The sequence below is a fragment of the Alkalimarinus coralli genome, assembly GCF_023650515.1.
Lineage (GTDB): Bacteria > Pseudomonadota > Gammaproteobacteria > Pseudomonadales > Oleiphilaceae > Alkalimarinus > Alkalimarinus coralli.
Genome location: NZ_CP096016.1, coordinates 2,450,080 through 2,471,050 on the forward strand (window position 1 = coordinate 2,450,080; position 20,971 = coordinate 2,471,050).

At 45.4% G+C, this 20,971-nt stretch carries 19 protein-coding genes; 9 read left to right on the forward strand and 10 right to left on the reverse strand.

Annotated elements, in window-relative coordinates; all coding sequences use genetic code 11:
• Nucleotides 1–52 precede the first annotated feature (52 nt).
• The 9 genes from MY523_RS10865 to MY523_RS10905 are packed head-to-tail and all read right to left on the reverse strand — an operon-like array spanning nt 53 to nt 10,495.
• Nucleotides 53–1,396, reverse strand: a complete 1,344-nt coding sequence (locus tag MY523_RS10865) for an oligosaccharide flippase family protein (protein WP_250654726.1) — start codon at nt 1,394–1,396, stop codon at nt 53–55.
• Between the two features lie 59 nt (nt 1,397–1,455).
• Nucleotides 1,456–2,601, reverse strand: coding sequence for a glycosyltransferase family 2 protein (locus MY523_RS10870; RefSeq protein WP_250654727.1), 1,146 nt, complete (start codon nt 2,599–2,601; stop codon nt 1,456–1,458).
• Nucleotides 2,598–3,590 (reverse strand): glycosyltransferase family 2 protein, encoded by a 993-nt coding sequence (locus MY523_RS10875; protein ID WP_250654728.1) that lies wholly within the window; start codon nt 3,588–3,590, stop codon nt 2,598–2,600. The genes MY523_RS10870 and MY523_RS10875 overlap by 4 nt, the downstream gene beginning before the upstream one ends.
• A 37-nt stretch (nt 3,591–3,627) precedes the next feature.
• Nucleotides 3,628–5,085 carry an O-antigen ligase family protein gene (locus tag MY523_RS10880; protein WP_250654729.1) on the reverse strand — a complete coding sequence of 486 codons (1,458 nt, stop codon included), beginning with the start codon at nt 5,083–5,085 and terminating at the stop codon, nt 3,628–3,630.
• A 38-nt stretch (nt 5,086–5,123) separates the two neighbouring features.
• The gene (locus MY523_RS10885; protein WP_250654730.1) at nt 5,124–6,248 is read right to left on the reverse strand and encodes a glycosyltransferase family 4 protein; all 1,125 of its coding nucleotides are present in this window, start codon (nt 6,246–6,248) and stop codon (nt 5,124–5,126) included.
• Nucleotides 6,249–6,282: 34 nt separating this feature from the next.
• Nucleotides 6,283–7,563 (reverse strand): GumC family protein, encoded by a 1,281-nt coding sequence (locus tag MY523_RS10890; RefSeq protein WP_250654731.1) that lies wholly within the window; start codon nt 7,561–7,563, stop codon nt 6,283–6,285.
• 15 nt (nt 7,564–7,578) lie between these two features.
• Nucleotides 7,579–8,586: a polysaccharide biosynthesis/export family protein gene (locus MY523_RS10895; RefSeq protein ID WP_250654732.1), complete on the reverse strand. Its 1,008-nt coding sequence runs from the start codon at nt 8,584–8,586 to the stop codon at nt 7,579–7,581.
• Nucleotides 8,587–8,605: 19 nt separating this feature from the next.
• The gene (locus MY523_RS10900) at nt 8,606–9,226 is read right to left on the reverse strand and encodes a CpsD/CapB family tyrosine-protein kinase (RefSeq protein WP_250654733.1); all 621 of its coding nucleotides are present in this window, start codon (nt 9,224–9,226) and stop codon (nt 8,606–8,608) included.
• 51 nt (nt 9,227–9,277) lie between these two features.
• Complete coding sequence (locus tag MY523_RS10905; protein WP_250654734.1) at nt 9,278–10,495, reverse strand: hypothetical protein; 1,218 nt, start codon at nt 10,493–10,495, stop codon at nt 9,278–9,280.
• Nucleotides 10,496–10,570: 75 nt separating this feature from the next.
• On the opposite strand from MY523_RS10905, the gene MY523_RS10910 reads away from it, so the two are divergent.
• The 5 genes from MY523_RS10910 to MY523_RS10930 all read left to right on the forward strand — a co-directional run bounded on the left by MY523_RS10910 (nt 10,571) and on the right by MY523_RS10930 (nt 14,122).
• Nucleotides 10,571–11,611, forward strand: a complete 1,041-nt coding sequence (locus MY523_RS10910; protein WP_250654735.1) for a polysaccharide deacetylase family protein — start codon at nt 10,571–10,573, stop codon at nt 11,609–11,611.
• An 18-nt stretch (nt 11,612–11,629) separates the two neighbouring features.
• Nucleotides 11,630–12,241, forward strand: a complete 612-nt coding sequence (locus MY523_RS10915) for an ABC transporter ATP-binding protein (RefSeq protein WP_250654736.1) — start codon at nt 11,630–11,632, stop codon at nt 12,239–12,241.
• Nucleotides 12,238–13,038, forward strand: a complete 801-nt coding sequence (locus tag MY523_RS10920) for an ABC transporter permease (RefSeq protein WP_250654737.1) — start codon at nt 12,238–12,240, stop codon at nt 13,036–13,038. The genes MY523_RS10915 and MY523_RS10920 overlap by 4 nt, the downstream gene beginning before the upstream one ends.
• Before the next feature lie 30 nt (nt 13,039–13,068).
• On the forward strand, nt 13,069–13,824 hold the full coding sequence (locus tag MY523_RS10925; RefSeq protein ID WP_250654738.1) for a hypothetical protein: 756 nt from the start codon (nt 13,069–13,071) through the stop codon (nt 13,822–13,824).
• An 88-nt stretch (nt 13,825–13,912) separates the two neighbouring features.
• A complete protein-coding gene (locus tag MY523_RS10930; RefSeq protein ID WP_250654739.1) occupies nt 13,913–14,122 on the forward strand; it encodes a CopG family ribbon-helix-helix protein in 210 nt (69 codons plus the stop codon).
• Here MY523_RS10930 and apbC read toward each other — a convergent pair.
• On the reverse strand, nt 14,090–15,190 hold the full coding sequence (gene apbC, locus MY523_RS10935; RefSeq protein WP_250654740.1) for an iron-sulfur cluster carrier protein ApbC: 1,101 nt from the start codon (nt 15,188–15,190) through the stop codon (nt 14,090–14,092). The genes MY523_RS10930 and apbC overlap by 33 nt on opposite strands.
• Nucleotides 15,191–15,502: 312 nt before the next feature.
• Here apbC and metG point away from each other — a divergent pair, with 312 nt between their 5' ends.
• The 4 genes from metG to rsxC all read left to right on the forward strand — a co-directional run bounded on the left by metG (nt 15,503) and on the right by rsxC (nt 20,969).
• A complete protein-coding gene (gene metG, locus MY523_RS10940; RefSeq protein ID WP_250654741.1) occupies nt 15,503–17,566 on the forward strand; it encodes a methionine--tRNA ligase in 2,064 nt (687 codons plus the stop codon).
• Nucleotides 17,567–17,712: 146 nt separating this feature from the next.
• Nucleotides 17,713–18,294: an electron transport complex subunit RsxA gene (gene rsxA / locus MY523_RS10945; protein ID WP_250654742.1), complete on the forward strand. Its 582-nt coding sequence runs from the start codon at nt 17,713–17,715 to the stop codon at nt 18,292–18,294.
• 15 nt (nt 18,295–18,309) lie between these two features.
• The gene (rsxB, locus tag MY523_RS10950) at nt 18,310–18,906 is read left to right on the forward strand and encodes an electron transport complex subunit RsxB (RefSeq protein ID WP_250654743.1); all 597 of its coding nucleotides are present in this window, start codon (nt 18,310–18,312) and stop codon (nt 18,904–18,906) included.
• Nucleotides 18,906–20,969: an electron transport complex subunit RsxC gene (gene rsxC / locus MY523_RS10955; protein WP_250654744.1), complete on the forward strand. Its 2,064-nt coding sequence runs from the start codon at nt 18,906–18,908 to the stop codon at nt 20,967–20,969. Before rsxB ends, rsxC begins: the two co-directional genes overlap by 1 nt.
• Nucleotides 20,970–20,971: the final 2 nt, after the last annotated feature.

The window sequence follows — 20,971 nt, forward strand, 5'->3', positions numbered from 1 at the left end:
TTACCGTTTTCAATGACCAAATGTCGACCTCTGATAATAATGACTAGCAACACTATCGCGACGCTGGTTTCACTATAGACAAAATGGTTTCAATATCAGATTTTCGAACCAAAAGAGTATGAAGTGGGCTTACGCCAGAATAACGCGTATATAATGTGTGCAGTAAGCTTGCCGCAAAAAAATAAGAGATACTTGAACTCACTGCCGCACCGGCATTTCCCCACAACGGTATAAGCGTCCAATTTAACAACAGATTCATTAACACTGCCATGCCGGCAATTATTGAGACTAAACCCGGTTTGTTTCTACCTAGAAGGTCCAGTCTAAGAACCCCGCATATGCTTAAGCATATCAAACCTGGTAATAGTAAAAGCATAGGCTCATACGCTGGTAAATAGTCTCGACCAAATAACAGTATTATTAACCAATCCCCTACAATGGCAAGCATAACAGCGGCACACAACATTGAGGTAAAAATAAATCTAAGTGCTAGTGGAGTGAGTTTATCCCTGGGTTGCTCATGACTTCTCATTAACCGGGACATCAGTGGAAACGCAATCGCCTCAGGGAACATCAACAAAAGCTCGGCAGCAGCACTCGCCATTGCATAGTAGCCTAGCTCCTCCGAACCAAGCATAGCACCGATAAACAGGAAATCAATGCGCAACAACATTGTCTGGAACAGTGCATCGAAGTGCCCCCTTGCGCCATAACTAATCATGGCCTTAAAAGTCGGCAGATGAAATCGTGGTGGCAAAGCACCTTCTTTCTTGTACCACGAGATAGCGGCAATCAATATAAGCACAAAGCTAATCAACCACGCGTATACGGCGGCTAATAAAGGTGCAATATCCAGAACAAGCCAAAAAACCAGAAACAATACTAACGGGCCCAATGACTCTGTCAACCGCAAGACATTAGCCTTACCTATAGAATCCCGGGCAACAAAAAAACTTTGGCTGTTAATTCTAAACAAATACAAAGGCACCATGACGGTAATAACACCGACAAAGGACAGGATCATCACTCCATAATTAGCCGAAAACCACTGCGAAGTTATAACGCCATACGCAATCAAACCAAGCGCACCACCGCCTGCAAAGCAAATCAGTGTAATAAAGCCGCCAATAGCGGGTAGTCTTGGCTCTCGTTGAGATGCATAATACGCAACTGACGACGATGCTCCCATATTGCCCATCGTGCTAATCATTTCGGGTAACGTCATTATCAGCGCAAAAGCTCCACGCTCTACCGGCCCTAAAACCCTCGCCAAGATCGCATTCCGAAGCAGGCGCACCGTTAACATGATCAACTTGGTTGCCAGGCTTTGTGACATTAAACGCAGAAGACGGCCTCTATTACCTTCTTTTGCTTTTACCTTTGTACTTTCACCCACAGTATTGTTTATCCATCATCAGTACTGATTTCATATTAATTCACTGGCAGGACTGTCTATTATCTATTCTTCTGTGGAGTCCACATGGTATAGCGTGTGCCAAATATAAACTTGGTGACGCCAACAGCAACGGCAAAGCTACTGAGCACAACAAATCCGACTAAATAAAAAACCTTGGGAAGGCGTCGCTGGACATCACAAATTCCAACAATGGCAACTAGATAAATCAATGCCTGCACGGCGAACGTGAATGCATAAAAAGATGATGTATCAAGTAAAAGTACATTGATAGGAAACAATAACAGCGCAAAAAAAGGTGCCAGTCGCCTTAATAGCTTATGACTGAATAGAGCAACCGCATAGGCTCCGGTCTTCAGAGGGTTCATTAGCCGCTTGCGCCGCCATAAACTCGTCATCCCTCTCACCGTTACCCGCACTCTCCTGTTATATTGTTTTTTAGCTTTTTCAACCCCTTCATCCCTTACAACGGCCTTAGGCTGGAATACGAGTTTATAGCCCTTATCAACCACCCCCGTGCTAATGTAAAAGTCATCGGTCACATCAAGAGGGACCGGAGTGAAAAGCTCGCGTTTAATAGCATAGGCTGCACCATCAACTGAAACAGCGCCAAATATTCTTGACTCCCCGCCTCGAACCAATCCTTCATACCAACGATAAAGTCTGTCCCCCATTCCGAGTTGGGCATTGTTGTTATCAACATCAATATGCCCGCCAACACCGCCCACTTTTTTATCTGAAAAAGGGGTGATAAGCTGGCGTAACGTGTCACTTTCCCAGCGATTATCTGCGTCAGTAAAGACAACAATATCACTCGTTGCCCGCTCAAGACTTTTATTAAGGGCTTCAGCTTTCCCTCCACGTGGCAATGCCAAATGAACAACGCCCTGGTCACTAAACTGCTCAATTTTCTCGCCTGTGGCATCACTTGAGCCATCGTTTGCTACAAGTATATTGAACTTATCATTAGGGTAATCCTGGTGTAATAGGGTATTTAATTTCTTACTTATATTTTCAGCTTCATTATAAGCAGAAATAATAATACTAACCGTTGGCCACTCCCCCTCAGCAAAACCTGAATATTCTCGCTTTGGATAAAGCTTTGATATCAGCGAAATTAATAAGGGGTAACCAACATAGCCATAGACAAACAAGCCAACTAACACCCAAAAAAAGCACTCGATCATGATGTGCTCTCCTGTTTCGCCCTGTTCTTCTGCAACAAATAAAGCGAACGCAAAACCGACAAACCTGCGACATGGAAGCGAAGCCAATATAGAAAACTAAATTGCATAATCGCAGTAACATTAGTTCTGCTTAACGGTTTAGCCAGGGTCATTACGAGCGCAGGCAAAAACCAGACTACTGCGACACCAGCTGCTTGAGATACATTTCCCTGTAATACACAAAGCAAAAACCATACTGCCAATAACCAGTGCAAAACACTGATTACTGGAAACCTCAAAAGCCTCAGTGAAAGCCCTTGCTTCCTCAATAGGTCGACGTGACTACTCTGGCGCCAAAACTCTTTACGCAAAAGTTCAGCGAGACTTCGCTCATATCCCCAATGATACATATTTTCATTGGGGATAGACCAAACTTGAGCGCCCGCGTCGCTCAAGCGCAAAACAAAATCTTTATCTTCACCGGTAGTTAATTCGGTATCAAACCCCTGAACCTTATCGAAATACGCCTTCCTTACACAGATATTCCGCCCTGGCAAGAAGTCTACTTTCATTGCATTATCCCGTCTTGCAGCCGTACGCTGAGACCATACGCGAGCAAACCAGCCTGCTTCTTCCGGAATTTTCTCTACAAACCCCAACGCATCAACATTTTTTTTATCAAAGTACTCTTCGATGAGCTGAAACCAGTTTTCCGGTACTTCCATGTCTGCATCAAGAAATAGAATAATCTCCCCCTTGGCATTCATTCCTCCCATATTGCGTAATGCCGAGATTTTGACCCTTTGCGCATCAACTACGTCAAGCCCCATTTCAACAGCAATAGCCCGGGTATTATCGGTAGACTGATTATCAACAAGCGTAATTTCTACATCACTTCGCTGCCCTTTGGCTCTATTTATCGAAGTTACCAGCCGCTTAATATTACTCGCTTCGTTGTACGCAGGTATTACAATCGAATACCTGATCTGCGGGTCCGTCACATTATTCACTTTGGGTTCCATATATAATCAAAAGAAAAGGTCATATTTAGCTGCTTCTGCCACTAAGCTTCAAGTCTGGATCAGAGCAACCTTCTCTGCTATTTGCCTTGAGTTGCTTTATGTCAGCATCGTTTCGTAACGCTTGTGAAATCGCCAGAAAAAACCATAGGTACTTGTGGTTTGGCGAACTTAGAAAGAGTAAAAATAGAGATAAGGCAACAAAAGCCAACAAAAAATGACTGACTAGCTGGTAGTTTCCATTATCCCCCAATTGCTTAAACCGGTTTTGAGCATATCTGAAATTGAACATGCCCCACACAACAATACCAACAAACAAACTGAAACCAACAATGCCTGTCTCGGACAGCACCTCTAAATACGTATTATGTGCCCGACGATAAATATTCGGTTTACCATCATCTAACGAAAATGCCGATGCAAACGGTGTTTTGGAATAATTGATCGGAAATGTGCCTGGCCCGGAACCCAGCACAGGGTTTTCTTTTAACGCCTTCATGCCCACAAAAATATAGGAGGTTCTCCTCCCTAGCGACCTATCCTGAGTTGTTTGTGTACCTTCCCCAATATTCACAAGTGACGCTATCCGGTCAACGTATTCAGCCGGAACAACCGATACCAGAACAGGCAACCCCATAGCCGCCAGTAATATTAAAAATCCCCAATACTTGGGTTTTTTTAGGTACACAAACAAGTGTCGATAGTGGAAACACCCGGCGATAAGCGTGACCAATAACACTAAAAAGGCAGAACGCGAGAAGGTTTTTACACTGGCTACAATCAGTACAACCAAACACACGGCAACTAACAACCGTACCAGAATATTCTTTTCAGTTTGTAGTAAATAGACTGCCAAAGGAGTCGACACAACAGCCAATAATGCAAAAAAGTTAGGGTCTTCCAAAAAGCCCGACGTTCTATTTTCAAGGCCTCCTGCCACCCCTTGCATTAACGACATCCCTGCGGTCATCGCAACACTCAGAACAATAAAGCGGATGACATTTGTATAACCTATATTTTTTACCAACAGCAAACCGAGCGCGAAGATTGAAATTGCGGTAATCAATTGTCTGGTGCTATTAAGCGATATCATCAGGTTAATGGATAAAGCAGAACTAATACCGTAAACAAGCACCAGAAAAATCATCGGCATCCACATCGGGGAGGCCAAATCCTTTCCTTTAAGGGAGCCTTGAAGAATCCTCAATATCACGATAAGAACAATGGCAATACCGATTAGTTTTGAAATGGTAAGAAACTTATATTTTGATAGAATTTCTTTATAAATTTCAAAAGGAATAAGGAAAATAACGATCATTAACCCTACTTCAGGGTGACGGTATAAGTAAAACCCTCCCACCAGCGCGAGTATTAGAAGCGGGGCAAGAAAGAAGTAAGGGGTCATATACAAAGCAGCCGAGCACAATACCAGCGCCAAACCGGAAACGATAAACCCTAAGGGTGTGTTGTGGTTATTAATTGCCACTATTTACAAACTCTTGATGGCATTTTGACAATTTAATTTCACCCCGCATATGCTCCTTCTTTTCGGTACAGACTCGCCAATAAACTACCTTGCCTGCAAATATTATAGTGTTCTGCTATACACTGACTGGCACTCTCTCCAAGCCTATCTCTCAAGCCTGCATCATTCATCAAGGACATAACATGTGATGCCAGCATATCGATGTCACCATCTGGTGCCAGCATCCCGTTCTGACCATGCTGAACGACGGCCGGAATCCCTCCCACAGAAAAAGCAGCTACTGAGACACGGAGAGCCATTGCTTCCAGTAACACCATCGGGGTTCCTTCCGTTCGAGAAGGCATAACCAGGATATCAAGGCATCTGATAATATCTTCTACATCCTCTCTAAAACCGCAGAATACGATTTTTTCCGATAGCCCGGCCTTGGTCACCCATGCTTCGAGTTCGCGGATTAATGGGCCTCCGCCTACCACAATCGCTTTAAAACGTGCTGTCTCCTTACTCAATTTAGATATCATTTCCAAGAAACGATCAGGCCCCTTTTCTGAGCTCAATCGGCCGATAAACCCGATGAGTAACTCATTTTCGCCTCTTTCAAAACTAAAGACATCTCCTTTCACACGCTCCGGTTCCGAGCTGGGCAAATGGATTGCATTCGGTAACAGCAACAGCCGTTGAGGATCAATTTTCTGGTCTTGGTAGTATTTAAGAATAGAGTCCGAGACACAGATAATCTTTTCAACTGCAAACAGCCTGCAACACCAGGTAGCCAGTTGGTTATACCATTTAATTTTACGGGTGCGGTTAGTAAAACCGTGCTGCGTTACGATAACACGCTTCTGAAACAGCAGCCCTGCAATGCAACCTAATATGGTTTCTTTATAACCATGACAGTGAATAACGTCGGGCCTAAGCGTGCAAATAGCATGTCTCAACGCTCTATAGGCATCAGCTGTACCGCCTTTTCCTTTTTCAAGTATGACGTCAATATTTAGTTTCGTTAATGCGGCAACAAAAGGATTCTTGTTGCCACTTTCTACACCAAGACATAAAACAGCAGCTTCAACGCCCGTATCGACTGAAAGCTGGTTAAGTAGCACTCGCTCTGCACCATACAAGCCACTTGAACTAATTATGTGCAATACTTGAGGGTTACTCACTCGAAAAATCCTTTTCTATTGCTTTCCATTATATTTAACTTTTATTTAGATCATTGTCGTTGATTGTCGCAATGACAGGAATGTCGAGGTATTTTATGATTTGATCCTGATGTTTAAAGCCATGATCAAAAAACTCACGAATATAGCCTAACGAGAGAGCCAAAAGCAGCCCCGTGACCAACCCAAGTGGAATCATAAGCTTAGGTCGAGGAAATGCAGGTTTAAGCGGTGGCGTTGCATGCTCCAGGACTTTAACATTCGAAACAATTCTGGCATTTTCATTTTCCTGGGTTCGAATATCTTCATACTTTCGACTATATGTAAAATAGGCTTCTCTTACGGCGTCAATTTCCGTACTCAACCGCACTAGCCGGGACTCAACCTCATTTAGTTCTGAAACCCGCTTATTTAGCAATTCCAACCGCTCATCAATGATTGATATCTGCGCTTTAAGCACCCTCAGTTCTTGAGTTTTCCTTTTTTCGGGAATCAGATCCCGTAATAAGTTACGTTTATTTTTTTCGTCAAATAGCTGATCCATAGTCAGGGTTAGTTCACGATCAGGGTCTGTCGCGCCGTAGTCATTCAGGAGCTTGGTTTTTTCCCGCTCAAGCTCTTCAAAACGAGCTTGGAAGCGATTCTTTTTATCGAGGAAAAAATCAATATTCGCCTCGTCCAAAAGCAGCTCTCGACGCTTTTCTAAATAATTATCCAAATGTTTATTCAGAAACATAACCCCCATATCAGGGTCTGTGAATTTAAATGTTATTAGAATCACGTTTGAACCAGGCAGTATTTCAGTCGTCAGCTCTTCACTGACGAACTCACTAAGCTCATCAATGGTTGAATCTTTTTCTTCCTCAGGTTCTTTGTCAAACAAGTCGTTAATCGTGGACGTTATTTGGTCCTTAATCGGCGCGATTGCAGTTTTAACAGGTTCAAGCACCCATGTATCTATCAAGCCGGGTTGCAAATAAAACTCCCCACTTGCATGTAGCTCACTCACTGTTTTTCTAATCAGCTCTTGTGACCGAAGAATATTACTTTCTGTTTCCAGGTCTTGTAGTTCTGGAGGCAAGTATCGCGCAGCTGGGGTGCCATACATAGACTCAGTTTCAGTTGACTGGCTTAGTTTTTTTGATAGTACAATAACCTGTCCCGATAACTCCCACCATTTTTGGGGCAGCAAAGAAACCAGCAGTGTAAAAATGGCAAACCCTACAAAAATTCTTCTAATTAACTTTCTATTGGCAAAAAATATGCGGACAAATTCCCGAATATAGTTATTTTCTACCGTATCCACTGAATTATTCATACATTCCTGCCAGTATTATTCGTTAAAGTCGTAACCAAACGTCACGCCTATCCCTCTAAAAAACAGTACATCTTTCATGAAGCGAGTCACTTCTGATGCTCTCGATAGGTCAGAACTTGGAATATAGACGATGTCATCCGGCTGAAGCATTGCAAGCGCTGTCTCCATCGAACGACCTTCTAGCGCAGCCTTGAGATCAAACCTTCTAGCGACCATTTTGTCTCCTACACGGTGCATCGCAATGGTATGTTCCAACTGGGCTCCCGGACGAATTCCGCCTGATAGTGCCAATGCCTGCAGCAGAGAGATGGGTTTGGATACAGAAAATGCACCTGGAGATAACACTTCACCTAATACGTATACGGTTTTGTCCGCATACTTGTTTAGAATGATATCCACCTCGAGGCCAGGCACCTCTTCGGCATAAAGTTGGTTCACCTTTTTACCCAAGTCCTTGATACCCATCTGCCTGACATCAATATCTCCGATGATAGGAAAGGTAACCACATAATCTGAACGAACCCTTAGCAATCTGCTCTGCCCTCTGATACGAGTTCCCAGCGCAGTTTTTAATTCATTGGTTCGTGCACCATGTTCTATCAGAGAAATATAAAGCTCCGGTTTTACCAAGGACTTTTCATACAGTTTTATTAGTTCTTCCTGTAAGGTTTCCACCGTTTTACCCGAAGCTTTTATTCCCCCCAGATAAGGCAGGGAAATCTTTCCGTCAGGTCTGATTCTTTGCTGGAAACTCAAATCAGGGGCCGCTATAAATGTCACCTCAACAACATCATCAGCTGCCAGTTTGTATTCCAACCCCTCAAACTCATCAAAGCGGAAGATCACATCAAGTTCATCTTCCGGCTGAAAATGTTGGGCAAAATGATCATTTTTTGACAGGTCACCGGCACCTTGATCAGAGACGATATTTAGCTCAAATTCTTCACCATTAAAATGTTTAGGCGTCGCGCACCCGGTCATCAGGATCACCGAGATAAACATAGCCAGGAACCGGTATTTCATACTCAATATTTCCTTCATATTATAATAAATTGTAAATCCACTTCGGCATGTAAAATTTGCGCCGATTAAATATCGCCCCAACAATATTAATACCTGCGCTAATTAACTTGTCTTTAGCCACAACCGCAACCTCCCATCGAGTCGCCTCGCTTTGCACGACCATAGCAGTTCCATCGCACGCGCGGGCTAAAACGATACTGTCAGGGTTTGAGTGTACTGCCCCTACATCAATCACCACATATTGATAAATAGCTGACAGTTCATTTAATAACCCCGGCCATGACTCTTCATTCCAGACATTTCTTTTCTCCGGTGTCTTGCCCCCCGCAGGCAACACATCAAACGCCAACGCCTTATCCGAATGTATTCTTTCAGAAAATTCATTAAAATTTCCATCCAGCAACTCGGCAACCCCGGGTCTATCTTGCAACTTGAAATGCTTACTAAGATCCGGGTTGGCCCAGTTCCCATCGACCAGAATCACTTTCCCTTGAACAAGAGTGGATAATGCGCCCGCCAATGAAATAGCTCCCGTTGTCACGCCTTCACCCCTATTCGCGGATGTGATACATAATGTTCGAACCGAAGATTTAAATATCGTCGATGTTAAGTTGAGCTCACTAGGCTCTAACAATTCCATAATCAACCTTCACTAAAAAAATGAGTGTATCGTTAACGTTGCCAACATGATTTATACGGTATCAAATATATCAATATCGGAATCACCGAGCGTTAAATACCAATTTTCTGACTTATAAAACAGGCTATTATCTACCTCTTCAAGGTTGTTAACACCTATAAACGCAGGCATACGGTTTTCATCAGGGTGAGCTTTAAAACCGCTCAAGCTAAACGCTTCTTTTATCGCACTATTCTCAGTACCAAGAGCGTGAACAATAAGAGCCCCCTGCTTTTTTTGCATTCTTACCGCGTTAGTTATCAAGTAATGCGCGGTTTCGACATCCCCATTCGCCATTAACATATCGACGATCCGGGATTTAGGTATGTCTTTGCCATAAATTCTCCGACAGACGATCCATCCCTTTATAACCCCGTCCTTGCGTGCGACATAACAGTCATAGCTTCGATCAGGGATATTTTTATAACGCCAGTTAAGGTATTCGCTATTCCTGCATCCGATATTACAATACCCGTCACGCACACGATCCCAGATCTCATCAAACGATGCATCAAACGTACTTACTATATCAAATGAGTAACCTTTTGCATTACATGCTTTATTTTTCAAATATAGAGGTAGCATCAGGTCAAAGATTTTGGCGAGCCCCCTCGTAAAAGCAGATAGCTTGAGCTTTTTTGCAAGCACAGCCTCTATACTTAGCGGCCTAACCATAACAGGAAGGTGAGCAGTATCGATAGGGCCTCGTTGAAGCAACCTGGTCCAATACTGGTTTAACTTGGGCGCCAACTGCCCAGACAAAAGATCGTAATGCCCACAGAAATCGAGCGCTAACAACTTCCCTGCACGAGCATTACCTACGCCCTCCATTGGGCGGGCCATGTGATCGGTTACCCAAACACCATCGCATCGCAGCCCATCAATGTAAAACCTTTGATGGATGCCGCACAGCAAGCCGAATATCTGCTTATCCTTTTCTACAACCCGTATAGCAGGAACACCGTTAGGATTGAAGGGGTTATCTTCATACTGCCACTGCCAGCGCCGCTGGCTCTCAACAGCACTTTTCTCATCATAAATGCCAGACATCAACTCAAAAACCATCTCTTTATCGCTAGAACGATAGTCTCTGATAATTACACCTGGAGGCAGGCTCAGGCTACCTGTTTCTCGGCCTTCACTCATATAGTCTGTTCTTCCTTGTAGCTTTTTGCCAAGACCACAAACGGCTATTTTGGCATTGAAGTCCCAATCGGCGTAATTATGCATAGTTAGGCTTTTATTAGCCACATATCAAAAGTAAAATTATATAAAATATATTTTTCTACATGGATGCCATAGAAAATGAATGCGAACTTAAAAAAGTTCTTAAAACGCACAGCCGTTAAGCTATTCCATTTAGGGTCTGCTGTGTTCTGGGGCTTTAATAGAGGGAATCTGATTATTCTGACCTATCACCGGGTGCTACCTGACAACAGCATAGAGTCTCGCGATGAGCAGCCTGGAATGATCGTAAACCCGGAAACCTTTGACATGCATCTGCGTGAACTTAACAAGCGCTTTGAAATAGTTGACCTCGAATACGCTATTAATAATTCAAAGTTGCTGGCCAAAACCGGTAAAAATTACTGCGCCATTACCTTTGATGACGGATGGAAGGATAATTTTGACTTTGCGTTTCCTCTCTTAAAGAAACACAACGTTCCCGCCACGATATTTCTAGTTTCTAGCTTTATTGAAACCAGCAACACTTTTTGGCCTGGGCGTCTGATAAAGATATTAAATAACCTTCAATCCGCTTCAAAAGACAGATCGACTCTGACAAGTACCCTTCCCGACTCGGAATCAAAAGCCTGGCTGACATCATGCTTGGATAGCACACTATCCGACCCCAAGTTATTCGTAGATGCAGCGATTTCAAACGCAAAGTCACTTTCTGATTCAGCAATTAATCAACACTTAGACAAAATAGAAGAGCAGCTAAAACTGACCAGATCCCCCTCAGACAGGGTAATACTCAACTGGGACGAAATCGATGAGCTAACGCAGTCAAAACTTATTAAGTTCGGATGCCACACAAAACACCATACTCGAATCAACCATATTAATAACAAACAATTACTCAAAGAGGAGTTGGTCGACTCAAAGCATGACCTGGAAAAGAAACTGAACACCTCGGTCAGTTTGTTTTGCTACCCCAACGGAGATCAATCTACCCAAGCAGAGCAGGTCATCTCAGAGCACTATTCTGCTGCCGTAACTACATGCAAAGGCCTTAACAAACTGAACAACCTGGCGCCATACACACTAAAAAGAATCACAATGCACCAGGGTGGCTCGTATGATGCGGCACGGTTTTCTGCAAAAATCACTGGACGCATGTAGCATCAATAGAGCTTATTTATGGTCGCGCTCCCGTTATTATCCATCCAGAACCTCTCATTACTGCACGTCGGCCCCATCAACCTCACCCTCTGTGCCCATCACTGTATTGGCCTTAGTGGGCCTTCGGGTTGTGGCAAATCCGTGCTGCTAAAAGCCATTGCCGATTTGCTGGAAAGCAATGGAGAGATGTCTCTTGAGGGCCAATCTCACAAGGCGATTACGGCACCAGACTGGAGAAAAAAAGTACAGTTAGTACCCGCTGAAAGCCTGTGGTGGCACAATACAGTTGGAAAGCACTTTGAATTCCCCATTAAACAAGCATGGTTAGCCAGGTTATCTTTAGATTCAGATATAGCGCAACAAGCGGTCAATCAGCTTTCCACAGGCCAAAAGCAGAGGCTGGCGCTTCTAAGATCACTAGAGAAAAAACCTAAGGTGCTGTTATTAGACGAGCCGACTGCCAGTTTGGACAACAGCAACACGGATAGCGTCGAGAAATTTATTAAAGAATACATCACTGACAACAACGCCGCCGCACTATGGATTAGCCACGACCCCAGCCAGCTTGAAAGAGTGGCAAACACCACGTTATATATGATCGACGGGGAACTTGAAGGGGCTGCCGCATGAATATGATCAGTCTAAGCATCTGGGATCTACTCGCGACCTCCTCTCTGATACTTATTTTGGCCGCAATCAGTTTTAAACAACAATTCAACCTCCACAAGCAACTGATTATTGCCGCAATAAGAGCAACCATCCAGCTTTTTTTGATCGGGTTTATTTTGCGTTGGCTGTTTGGCGATATAAATCCCGTTTGGCTGGTGGTCGTCGCAGGCATCATGTTACTGGCAGCAGGCCGTGAGGTAATAGGCCGTCAACAGCGGCCCTTTGCTGGTGGCTTTGGATACCTGTCCAGCGTTTTGTCGATGTTCCTCTCATCATTCATACTCGTCACTGCCACACTCTCTATTATCATTAAACCCGACCCCTGGTTCTCCCCTCAGTATGCAATCCCCCTACTAGGCATGCTACTCGGCAATACCATGAATGGTATTTCAATTTCGATGGACCGATTAACCTCAACTGCATGGCAACAACAGCAAGTGATTGAACAACGCTTGATGCTCGGGGAAAGCAGCGCTCAAGCACTTGCCGATATAAAAAAAGAGGCGATGCGTGCAGGCATGATCCCTTCTATTAATGGTATGGCGTCGGCAGGTATAGTGGCACTGCCCGGTATGATGACAGGCCAAATTCTAGCCGGTAGCCCTCCTTTAGAAGCGGTAAAGTATCAACTATTGATTCTATTTTTAATTTCTGCCGGGTCTGGCTTTGGTGTCTATGCTTCTCTTGAGCTTGGCAGCCGACGACTGTTCGATCAGCGCCACCGGTTGCGCCTTGAGCGCTTAAAAAGTGCCCCTTAACTCCACACGACAGGTCAACGGAGAATAAACATGATGAGCAGAACCCCCTTATATCGATTCGCGCTATCACTCGTTATATCAACACTTTTTTCCCCCTATCTCTATGCAGACCCTATCAGATACCAAGAGGTCTCCAGCCCCGAGAAACCGACATCCGATGATTGGATATATCTTACCGTCAATTTAGGCAGCCTCGACACCCAGGCTCAAGCTACGATCACCGACCCAGACACAGGGGAAAAAGCATATGCGGACGTGCCATCCATACCGTTTGGAGGCATACAGGCACAAATCCCGATGGCCCGCCAGTGGCTTGAGTACGGCTTTGAAACAGGCGCCCATATTGGTTGGAAAAACGACAGTTTTGTGTTCGTTGCAACCAACAATCAAGCTGCGCTGGCATTAAAGAATCAGTTTTTTCTCATGGAAATCCATGGCGGTGTTTTTGCCGCTATCGCACCCAACAGCCGATTTAGAATTTACGCAGGCACCGGGCCTCTGCTCGCCTACGGGCACATTAATAACACTGATGAGCAGCCAGAAAACCTCCCGGCAGCACAAAACGGAACCAATATCACGATTGACCTTGGCAAAAGCGAAAATGACGTTTCATTAGGTTTTTATGGGCGTGCTGGACTAGAGTACTTCACCCGTTCGGGGTTCAGCTTTGGCGCAGGCGTAAGAAGAGCCAAATATGATATGGATTTTGGCAACGTGGCAGGTGATATATCGTTTAACGACAATCTCTACTTCATCACACTGGGGCAGCGATTCAAGATTTATTAGCCTTGTATGGGCCTTGGGAACCTCCATCGAGTTTGCCAACAACAGCCTAAAACTAATGCGTTATAGTATAGGTTCTTGGAGAACCTGAATGGCGTTAAAAGCAACCTCTGTTAGGCTTGACGATGAAACGTTAAAGCGTGTTGGCCAAATGGCTGAAGCGATGGACCGGCCCCGTGCCTGGCTGATGGCGCAAGCAATAAAGCAAAGCGATAAGCTTATAATGGAGGTAAGCAGGCACAAACTTGAAGTTCATGCCTGCAATAGATTAATCCTGACTGACGATAATCTCAGGAAATAGATTAGTATAATTTTTGGCTCGTTGAGAAAGCTCTGCCGCCACTTTTCGTGCAATATCACGATACATCAGTGCAACTTCAGAATCAGGTTCTGCCACAACCGTTGGAGTGCCAGAATCAGTCTGTTCACGAATCGTTTTATGCAGCGGAAGCTGGCCCAGTAACTCCGTTTCATACTCTTGCGAGATTCGCTCTCCGCCCCCCTCGCCAAACAGCGGTTCATGGTGACCACAGTTGCTGCAGATATGCACGCTCATATTTTCGATCACACCCAGCACCGGTATATCGACTTTGCGGAACATTTCGATGCCTTTTTTACAGTCGAGCAACGCAATATCCTGAGGGGTTGTAACAATAACCGAACCCGCAACCGGCACTTTCTGGGAGAGCGTTAACTGAATATCACCTGTACCCGGCGGCATATCAACAATTAAGTAATCCAGATCATCCCATAGAGACTGGTTCAATAACTGCTGGACTGCGCCACTGACCATGGGGCCACGCCAAACCATCGGGGTTTTATCATTCACCAGAAATGCCATCGACATCGCTTGTATGCCATGTTTTTCAAGTGGTATAAAAAATTGATTATCTTGGGTTTTAGGGTGCGTTCCATCGGGGAATCCGAGCATTAAGCCGACACTTGGGCCATAGATATCAGCATCCAGTATGCCGACTTTTGCCCCTTCCTGACTCAGCGCCAATGCTAAGTTTATCGATGTGGTCGACTTCCCTACTCCGCCCTTGCCCGAGGCAACTGCGATAATATTCTTCACTTTATCCATATTTTTCATATGGTTCTGAACTTGGTGGGGAATAATGTCAGTGGTTACATTAATAGTAACCTTCTCAACCCCTTCAACATTCTCAATGGCCGACGTTAGAATCTGAGACATTCCTCCTTTGATCCCGTCACAAGGGTAACCCATCTGAATATCAACAGTTACATTACCTTGTTCGTCACTGGCAACATTTTGTATCGCCTTAAGCTCATAAAGGTTTTCATTAAGGTAAGGGTCTTGATAACACTTGATAGCAGACTCTAACTGCGTCGCATCGATTTGACTCATAAAATTATTCCACCGAGCATTTGCGTGTAAAACGATAGTTCGAAAAATGTTACAGAAGGGTAAAACCGAGTAAAATAGTCTACTACTTCTAACTCGAAGTTAAAATCCTAACGACTTGGCAATTCGCCAGAAGGCCATTTATTTTGCGTTTGCTCAATAATAACTCGCTAAGATCAGGAATTAGATGAAACTTTAAGCATCAAACGGTATCATAGCGCCCATTTTATATGCCGTCATTTCCAAGCACTATTTTTAATGCTCCAAGACCAAGCAGTTGATAAGCACTAAGAGACAACACTGGAATAAGTAACCATGACAAAGACCACAGCACGAAACATTCTGGTAACCAGCGCACTTCCCTATGCCAACGGACCTATTCATTTGGGGCATATGCTGGAATACATCCAGACTGATATTTGGGTACGCTTCCAGAAACTCCGTGGTGAGAAGTGTATTTACGTCTGTGCTGATGACGCTCATGGAACCGCAATTATGCTGAGAGCAGAGCGGGAAGGTATTACTCCAGAGCAGTTGATTGACCGAGTAAACAAAGAGCATAAGTCAGACTTTGATAATTTCCTAATTGAGTTCGACAACTACTACTCAACTCACTCGGAAGAGAACAAGTCTCTTTCAGAGTTGATCTATAACCGCTGTCTGGCAAAAGACCGAATCGCCTCTCGATCAATCACCCAAGCGTTTGATCCGGAAAAAGAACTGTTTTTGGCAGATCGATTTATCAAAGGCACCTGCCCCAAGTGTAAAGCCGAAGACCAGTATGGCGACAACTGTGAAGTATGCAGCGCAACATACACGCCAATGGAGCTTATTAACCCTCGCTCAGCCATTTCGGGTGCAACGCCAATAGAGAAAGATTCTGAACACTTTTTCTTTAAGCTGCCGGAGTTTACCGAATTTTTAAAAGAGTGGACTCGCAGCGGTACGTTACAACCACAAATTGCCAACAAACTTTCGGAGTGGCTGGATACCGGTCTGCAAGAGTGGGACATCAGCCGTGACGCGCCTTATTTTGGTTTTGAGATTCCAAACCAGCCCGGCAAGTATTTTTATGTTTGGTTGGATGCCCCCATCGGCTATATGGCCAGCTTTAAGAACCTTTGTGATCGCCGTGACGACCTGAATTTTGATGACTACTGGGGCAAAGATTCCACCGCTGAGCTATATCACTTCATTGGTAAAGACATCATTAATTTTCACGCCCTGTTCTGGCCTGCGATGCTTTCATGCGCTGATTTTAGAACGCCCACGGCAGTCAACGCGCACGGTTTTGTCACCGTCAATGGCAAGAAGATGTCTAAGTCGAGAGGGACATTCATTAAAGCCAGCACCTACCTGGAACAACTTGACCCTGAATACTTGCGCTACTATTTTGCAGCCAAACTAACCAGCCATGTTGATGACCTGGATCTCAATCTTGAAGACTTTGCACTGCGCGTTAACTCAGACCTAGTCGGTAAAGTGGTCAATATCGCCAGCCGTTGTGCCGGTTTTATTACTAAACGGTTTGAAGGCTTGCTGTCTACAGAGTGTGATGAACCTGAACTGTTAGCAAAGTTTGTGGATGCTGGCGACGAAATAGCCGAGCTGTACGAATCACGAGAGTTTGGTAAAGCAATTAGATTGATAATGGAACTGGCCGAACTGGCAAACCAGTATATTCACGACAAAGCGCCCTGGACGCTGGCTAAACAAGAAGGCCAGGAACAGGCGCTACAGAATATCTGCTCTAATGCCATCAACATGTTCAAACTGTTAGTCACCTATTTAGCGCCTGTACTGCCTGCCATGACTCAAAAGTCAGAAGACTTCCTGAACATCAAACTGAGCTGGCACGAGCGTAGCCAACTGCTAGTTGCGCACAGGATCAACAAGTTCAAGCCCATGATGACGCGCATTGAGATGAAGAAAATTGAAGCTATGATCGAAGCTTCAAAAGAGGATGCCATTGCCGAAGCCAAAGTGAGTGGAAATACAGCAACACCGCAAGCTTCAGAAAGTTCAGAGAGCCCTGCTATTGAACCATTTGCAGATGAAATCGAGTTTGACGATTTTGCCAAAGTTGATTTACGCGTAGCCCTGATTGCAAATGCAGAACACGTTGAAGGCGCAAAGAAGCTGCTGCGCCTTACTCTTGACCTGGGAGGCGAAACAAAGACCGTATTTTCAGGTATAAAGTCAGCCTATCAGCCAGAAGATTTGATAGGAAAGCTAACCGTAATGGTCGCCAACCTGAAACCGCGTAAAATGAAGTTTGGTTTATCAGAAGGCATGGTACTAGCTGCCGGGCCTGGCGGGAAAGAGATATGGCTCCTTGAGCCTCATGAGGGAGCAAAACCCGGCATGCGGATCATGTAATTGATTTGATTAGGATTAAATAACCTTATTCCAAATTCAACTAGATTTACCCTTCTTTAAATCTTGAATGGAATAACAAGCTTTCAGATAATAGCGACCCTATTTAATGGCCGGCCATCCCATTGGCTGGCTGATCGGAGTACACGATGACCGAATACATCCTTATTCTTGTCAGCACAATACTGGTCAACAACTTTGTGCTAGTGCAGTTTCTTGGCTTATGCCCATTTATGGGTGTTTCCAATAAGCTTGAAACCGCTATGGGAATGTCGCTGGCAACCACCTTCGTATTAACACTCTCATCAGTCTGTAGCTATCTGGCATTTGAATACCTGTTGTCTCCACTGGGTCTTGAATACCTGCAAACCATTACCTTTATTCTGGTAATTGCCGTTGTTGTTCAATTCACAGAGATTGTCGTTCGAAAAACCAGCCCTCTTTTGTACCGTGTTCTGGGAATATTTCTTCCGCTAATCACCACCAACTGCGCGGTACTCGGTGTCGCATTGCTCAATATCAAAAAGCAAAATGGCTTTGTTGAATCAATTATGTATGGGTTTGGTGCCGCCGTGGGTTTCTCTTTAGTGTTAGTTTTGTTTTCAGCAATGCGGGAACGCATTGCCGTGGCAGATGTTCCAGCACCGTTTAAAGGCTCTGCAATAGGTATGATTACCGCAGGCTTAATGTCTTTGGCTTTTTTAGGCTTCACCGGCTTAGTTAACATTTAGGAATCGGCTTAATCAATGAGTATTATTTTAAGCGCCATTCTCACCCTCCTCGCGTTAGCCGTCATATTTGGCGCTATCCTTGGCTTTGCGGCAATTAAATTCAAAGTCGAAGGCAACCCTATCGTTGATGAGATTGACAACCTTCTCCCTCAAACCCAGTGTGGACAGTGTGGCTTTCCTGGCTGCCGCCCATACGCAGAAGCAATCGCCAACGGAGAGGACATTAACAAGTGCCCACCCGGTGGTGAGGCGACCATTCAGTCACTGGCAGACCTGTTAGATGTAGAAGCAACACCGCTTGATGCTGAACACGGGGAAGAGAAAGGCAAACAAGTCGCGGTCATACGTGAGGATGAGTGCATCGGTTGCACAAAGTGCATACAGGCTTGCCCGGTGGATGCGATTTTAGGTGCCGCAAAACAGATGCACACAGTTATCGCAGATGAGTGTACGGGCTGCGACCTGTGTGTCGAGCCCTGCCCTGTCGACTGTATCGACATGGTGGCAGTGCCAGAGGATATCAAATCCTGGTCATGGGAAATCCCAAGTACCCTACCCCAACAGGACAGTAACATCATCGCGACCGATAAAGCCCCAGAGGTATCAGTGTAATGAAGCAAATTTGGGACTTTCACGGCGGCATTCATCCAAAAGAGAATAAAGAGCAATCCAACCAACGTGCTATCTCTGATGCGGGCATTCCTCCACAGCTGATATTGCCACTTCAGCAACATATTGGCCACCGTGCCGACCCCATAGTGCGGGTTGGCGACCGGGTTCTAAAAGGCCAGTTGCTGGCAGATGCCGTGGGTCCGATAAGTGTGGCACTCCACGCCCCAACGTCCGGCACCATCACCGCTATTCAAGATCACGCGGTTCCTCACCCGTCAGGTATGGCAGACCTCTGCATTTTTATAGAACCCGACGGGCTGGATCAGTGGTGCGAACGCACCTGCTGCGAAGACTACTCTACGCTGTCACCCGATGAACTACTGGTGAGAATCCGCAATGCAGGCATAGCAGGACTGGGCGGTGCAGGCTTCCCAACAGCGATCAAACTGCACCCTCCACGCCATGATAAAGTTAATACGCTAATACTAAACGGCGCAGAGTGTGAGCCCTACATCACATCAGATGACCGGTTAATGAGAGAGCGGGCAGAAGAGATTATTCTCGGCCTTGAGATAATGGCTTACATACTCCAGCCCGGTGAGTGCCTGATTGGTGTTGAAGATAACAAACCTGAGGCCATAGCAGCGCTTCGCGAGGCAGCTAAAGAGACCCAGGTTGAAGTGGTCAGCATTCCCACAAAATACCCGTCTGGCGGTGAAAAACAGATCATAAAAATCCTCACAGACAAAGAAGTTCCGCACGGGAAAATACCCGCGGATATTGGTGTCATGTGCCAGAATGTCGCGACGGCCGCTGCAGTTTATAGAGCCATTCGCCATGGCGAACCACTTATTTCCCGTGTGACCACCCTGACAGGGGACTGCATCGCCAGCAAAGGCAACTTTCAGGCCTTAATTGGCACCCCCATCGACTGGCTGCTGGAAAAAGCCGGCTACCTTAACCAGAAAGGCAGTCGCTTAGTCATGGGCGGCCCCATGATGGGCTTTACGCTTAACGACACTCAGTTGCCATTAGTAAAAACGACAAACTGCTTGCTAGCCGCTACAAACAAAGAACTGACGCCACCTCAACCCGCTCAAGCCTGCATCCGATGCGGCATGTGTTCTGAGGTGTGCCCGGCAGAGCTCCTGCCGCAACAGCTGTACTGGTTTGCCAAGGGTCAGGAGTTTGAAAAAGCCGAGCACCACAATTTATTTGACTGTATCGAGTGCGGTGCCTGCTCTTATGTCTGCCCAAGCACGATTCCTCTCGTGCAATACTATCGGTACGCAAAGGGCGAGCTGAGACAGATCAAAGCTGACCAGGAAAAGTCAAACCAGGCTCGCGAGCGATTCGAATTCAGACAAGAACGAATCGAACGAGAAAAAGCTGAAAAAGAGGCCAAACGCAAAGCACGTGCAGAGGCCGCTGCAAAAGCTCAGGCAGCCAAGAAAGAGGCGCAGGCAGCCCAGGATTCAACCGCTGCCCCATCAGCAGGACAACCGTCGACGACAGCTCAAGCGCCAAATGATAAAGCAGCAGCAATTCAAGCCGCAGTTCAACGCGTAGAAGCTAAGAAAAAAGGCCAGACAGCAGCGACAGTTTCCGCTCCCGACGTAACACTTGAGAGCCTGCAAAAGAAACTCATTAGTGCTGAAGACAAGTTCAGCAAAATGGAAGCGGCCTGGAAAGATGCTCAGCAAAACAACCCGGAACGCGCGGAGAAGCTTGCGACAGCAGTAGAAAGCAGCCAAAACAATGTAGACAAAATCAAAGCGCAAATTGCAGCCTTGAGTGAAGGTGGAGCCCCCGAGCAACCCGCAGGCCCATCTATTGAAGAACTGAAAAGCAATGTAGATAAGGCCAAAAACAAGTTGCAACTAATGCTGGACACGCTGGAGGATGCGAAACTTAACCACCCTGACCGGGTAGAGAAGTTGGAGCGTGCAATTGTAAAAAACAAAACTCGCGTCAGTCATGCTGAAACAGCACTCAACGAAGCAATAAGCTCAGAAAAAACAGCGTCTGAGAAAACAACCGAATCAACAGAGAGCAATGGTTAACT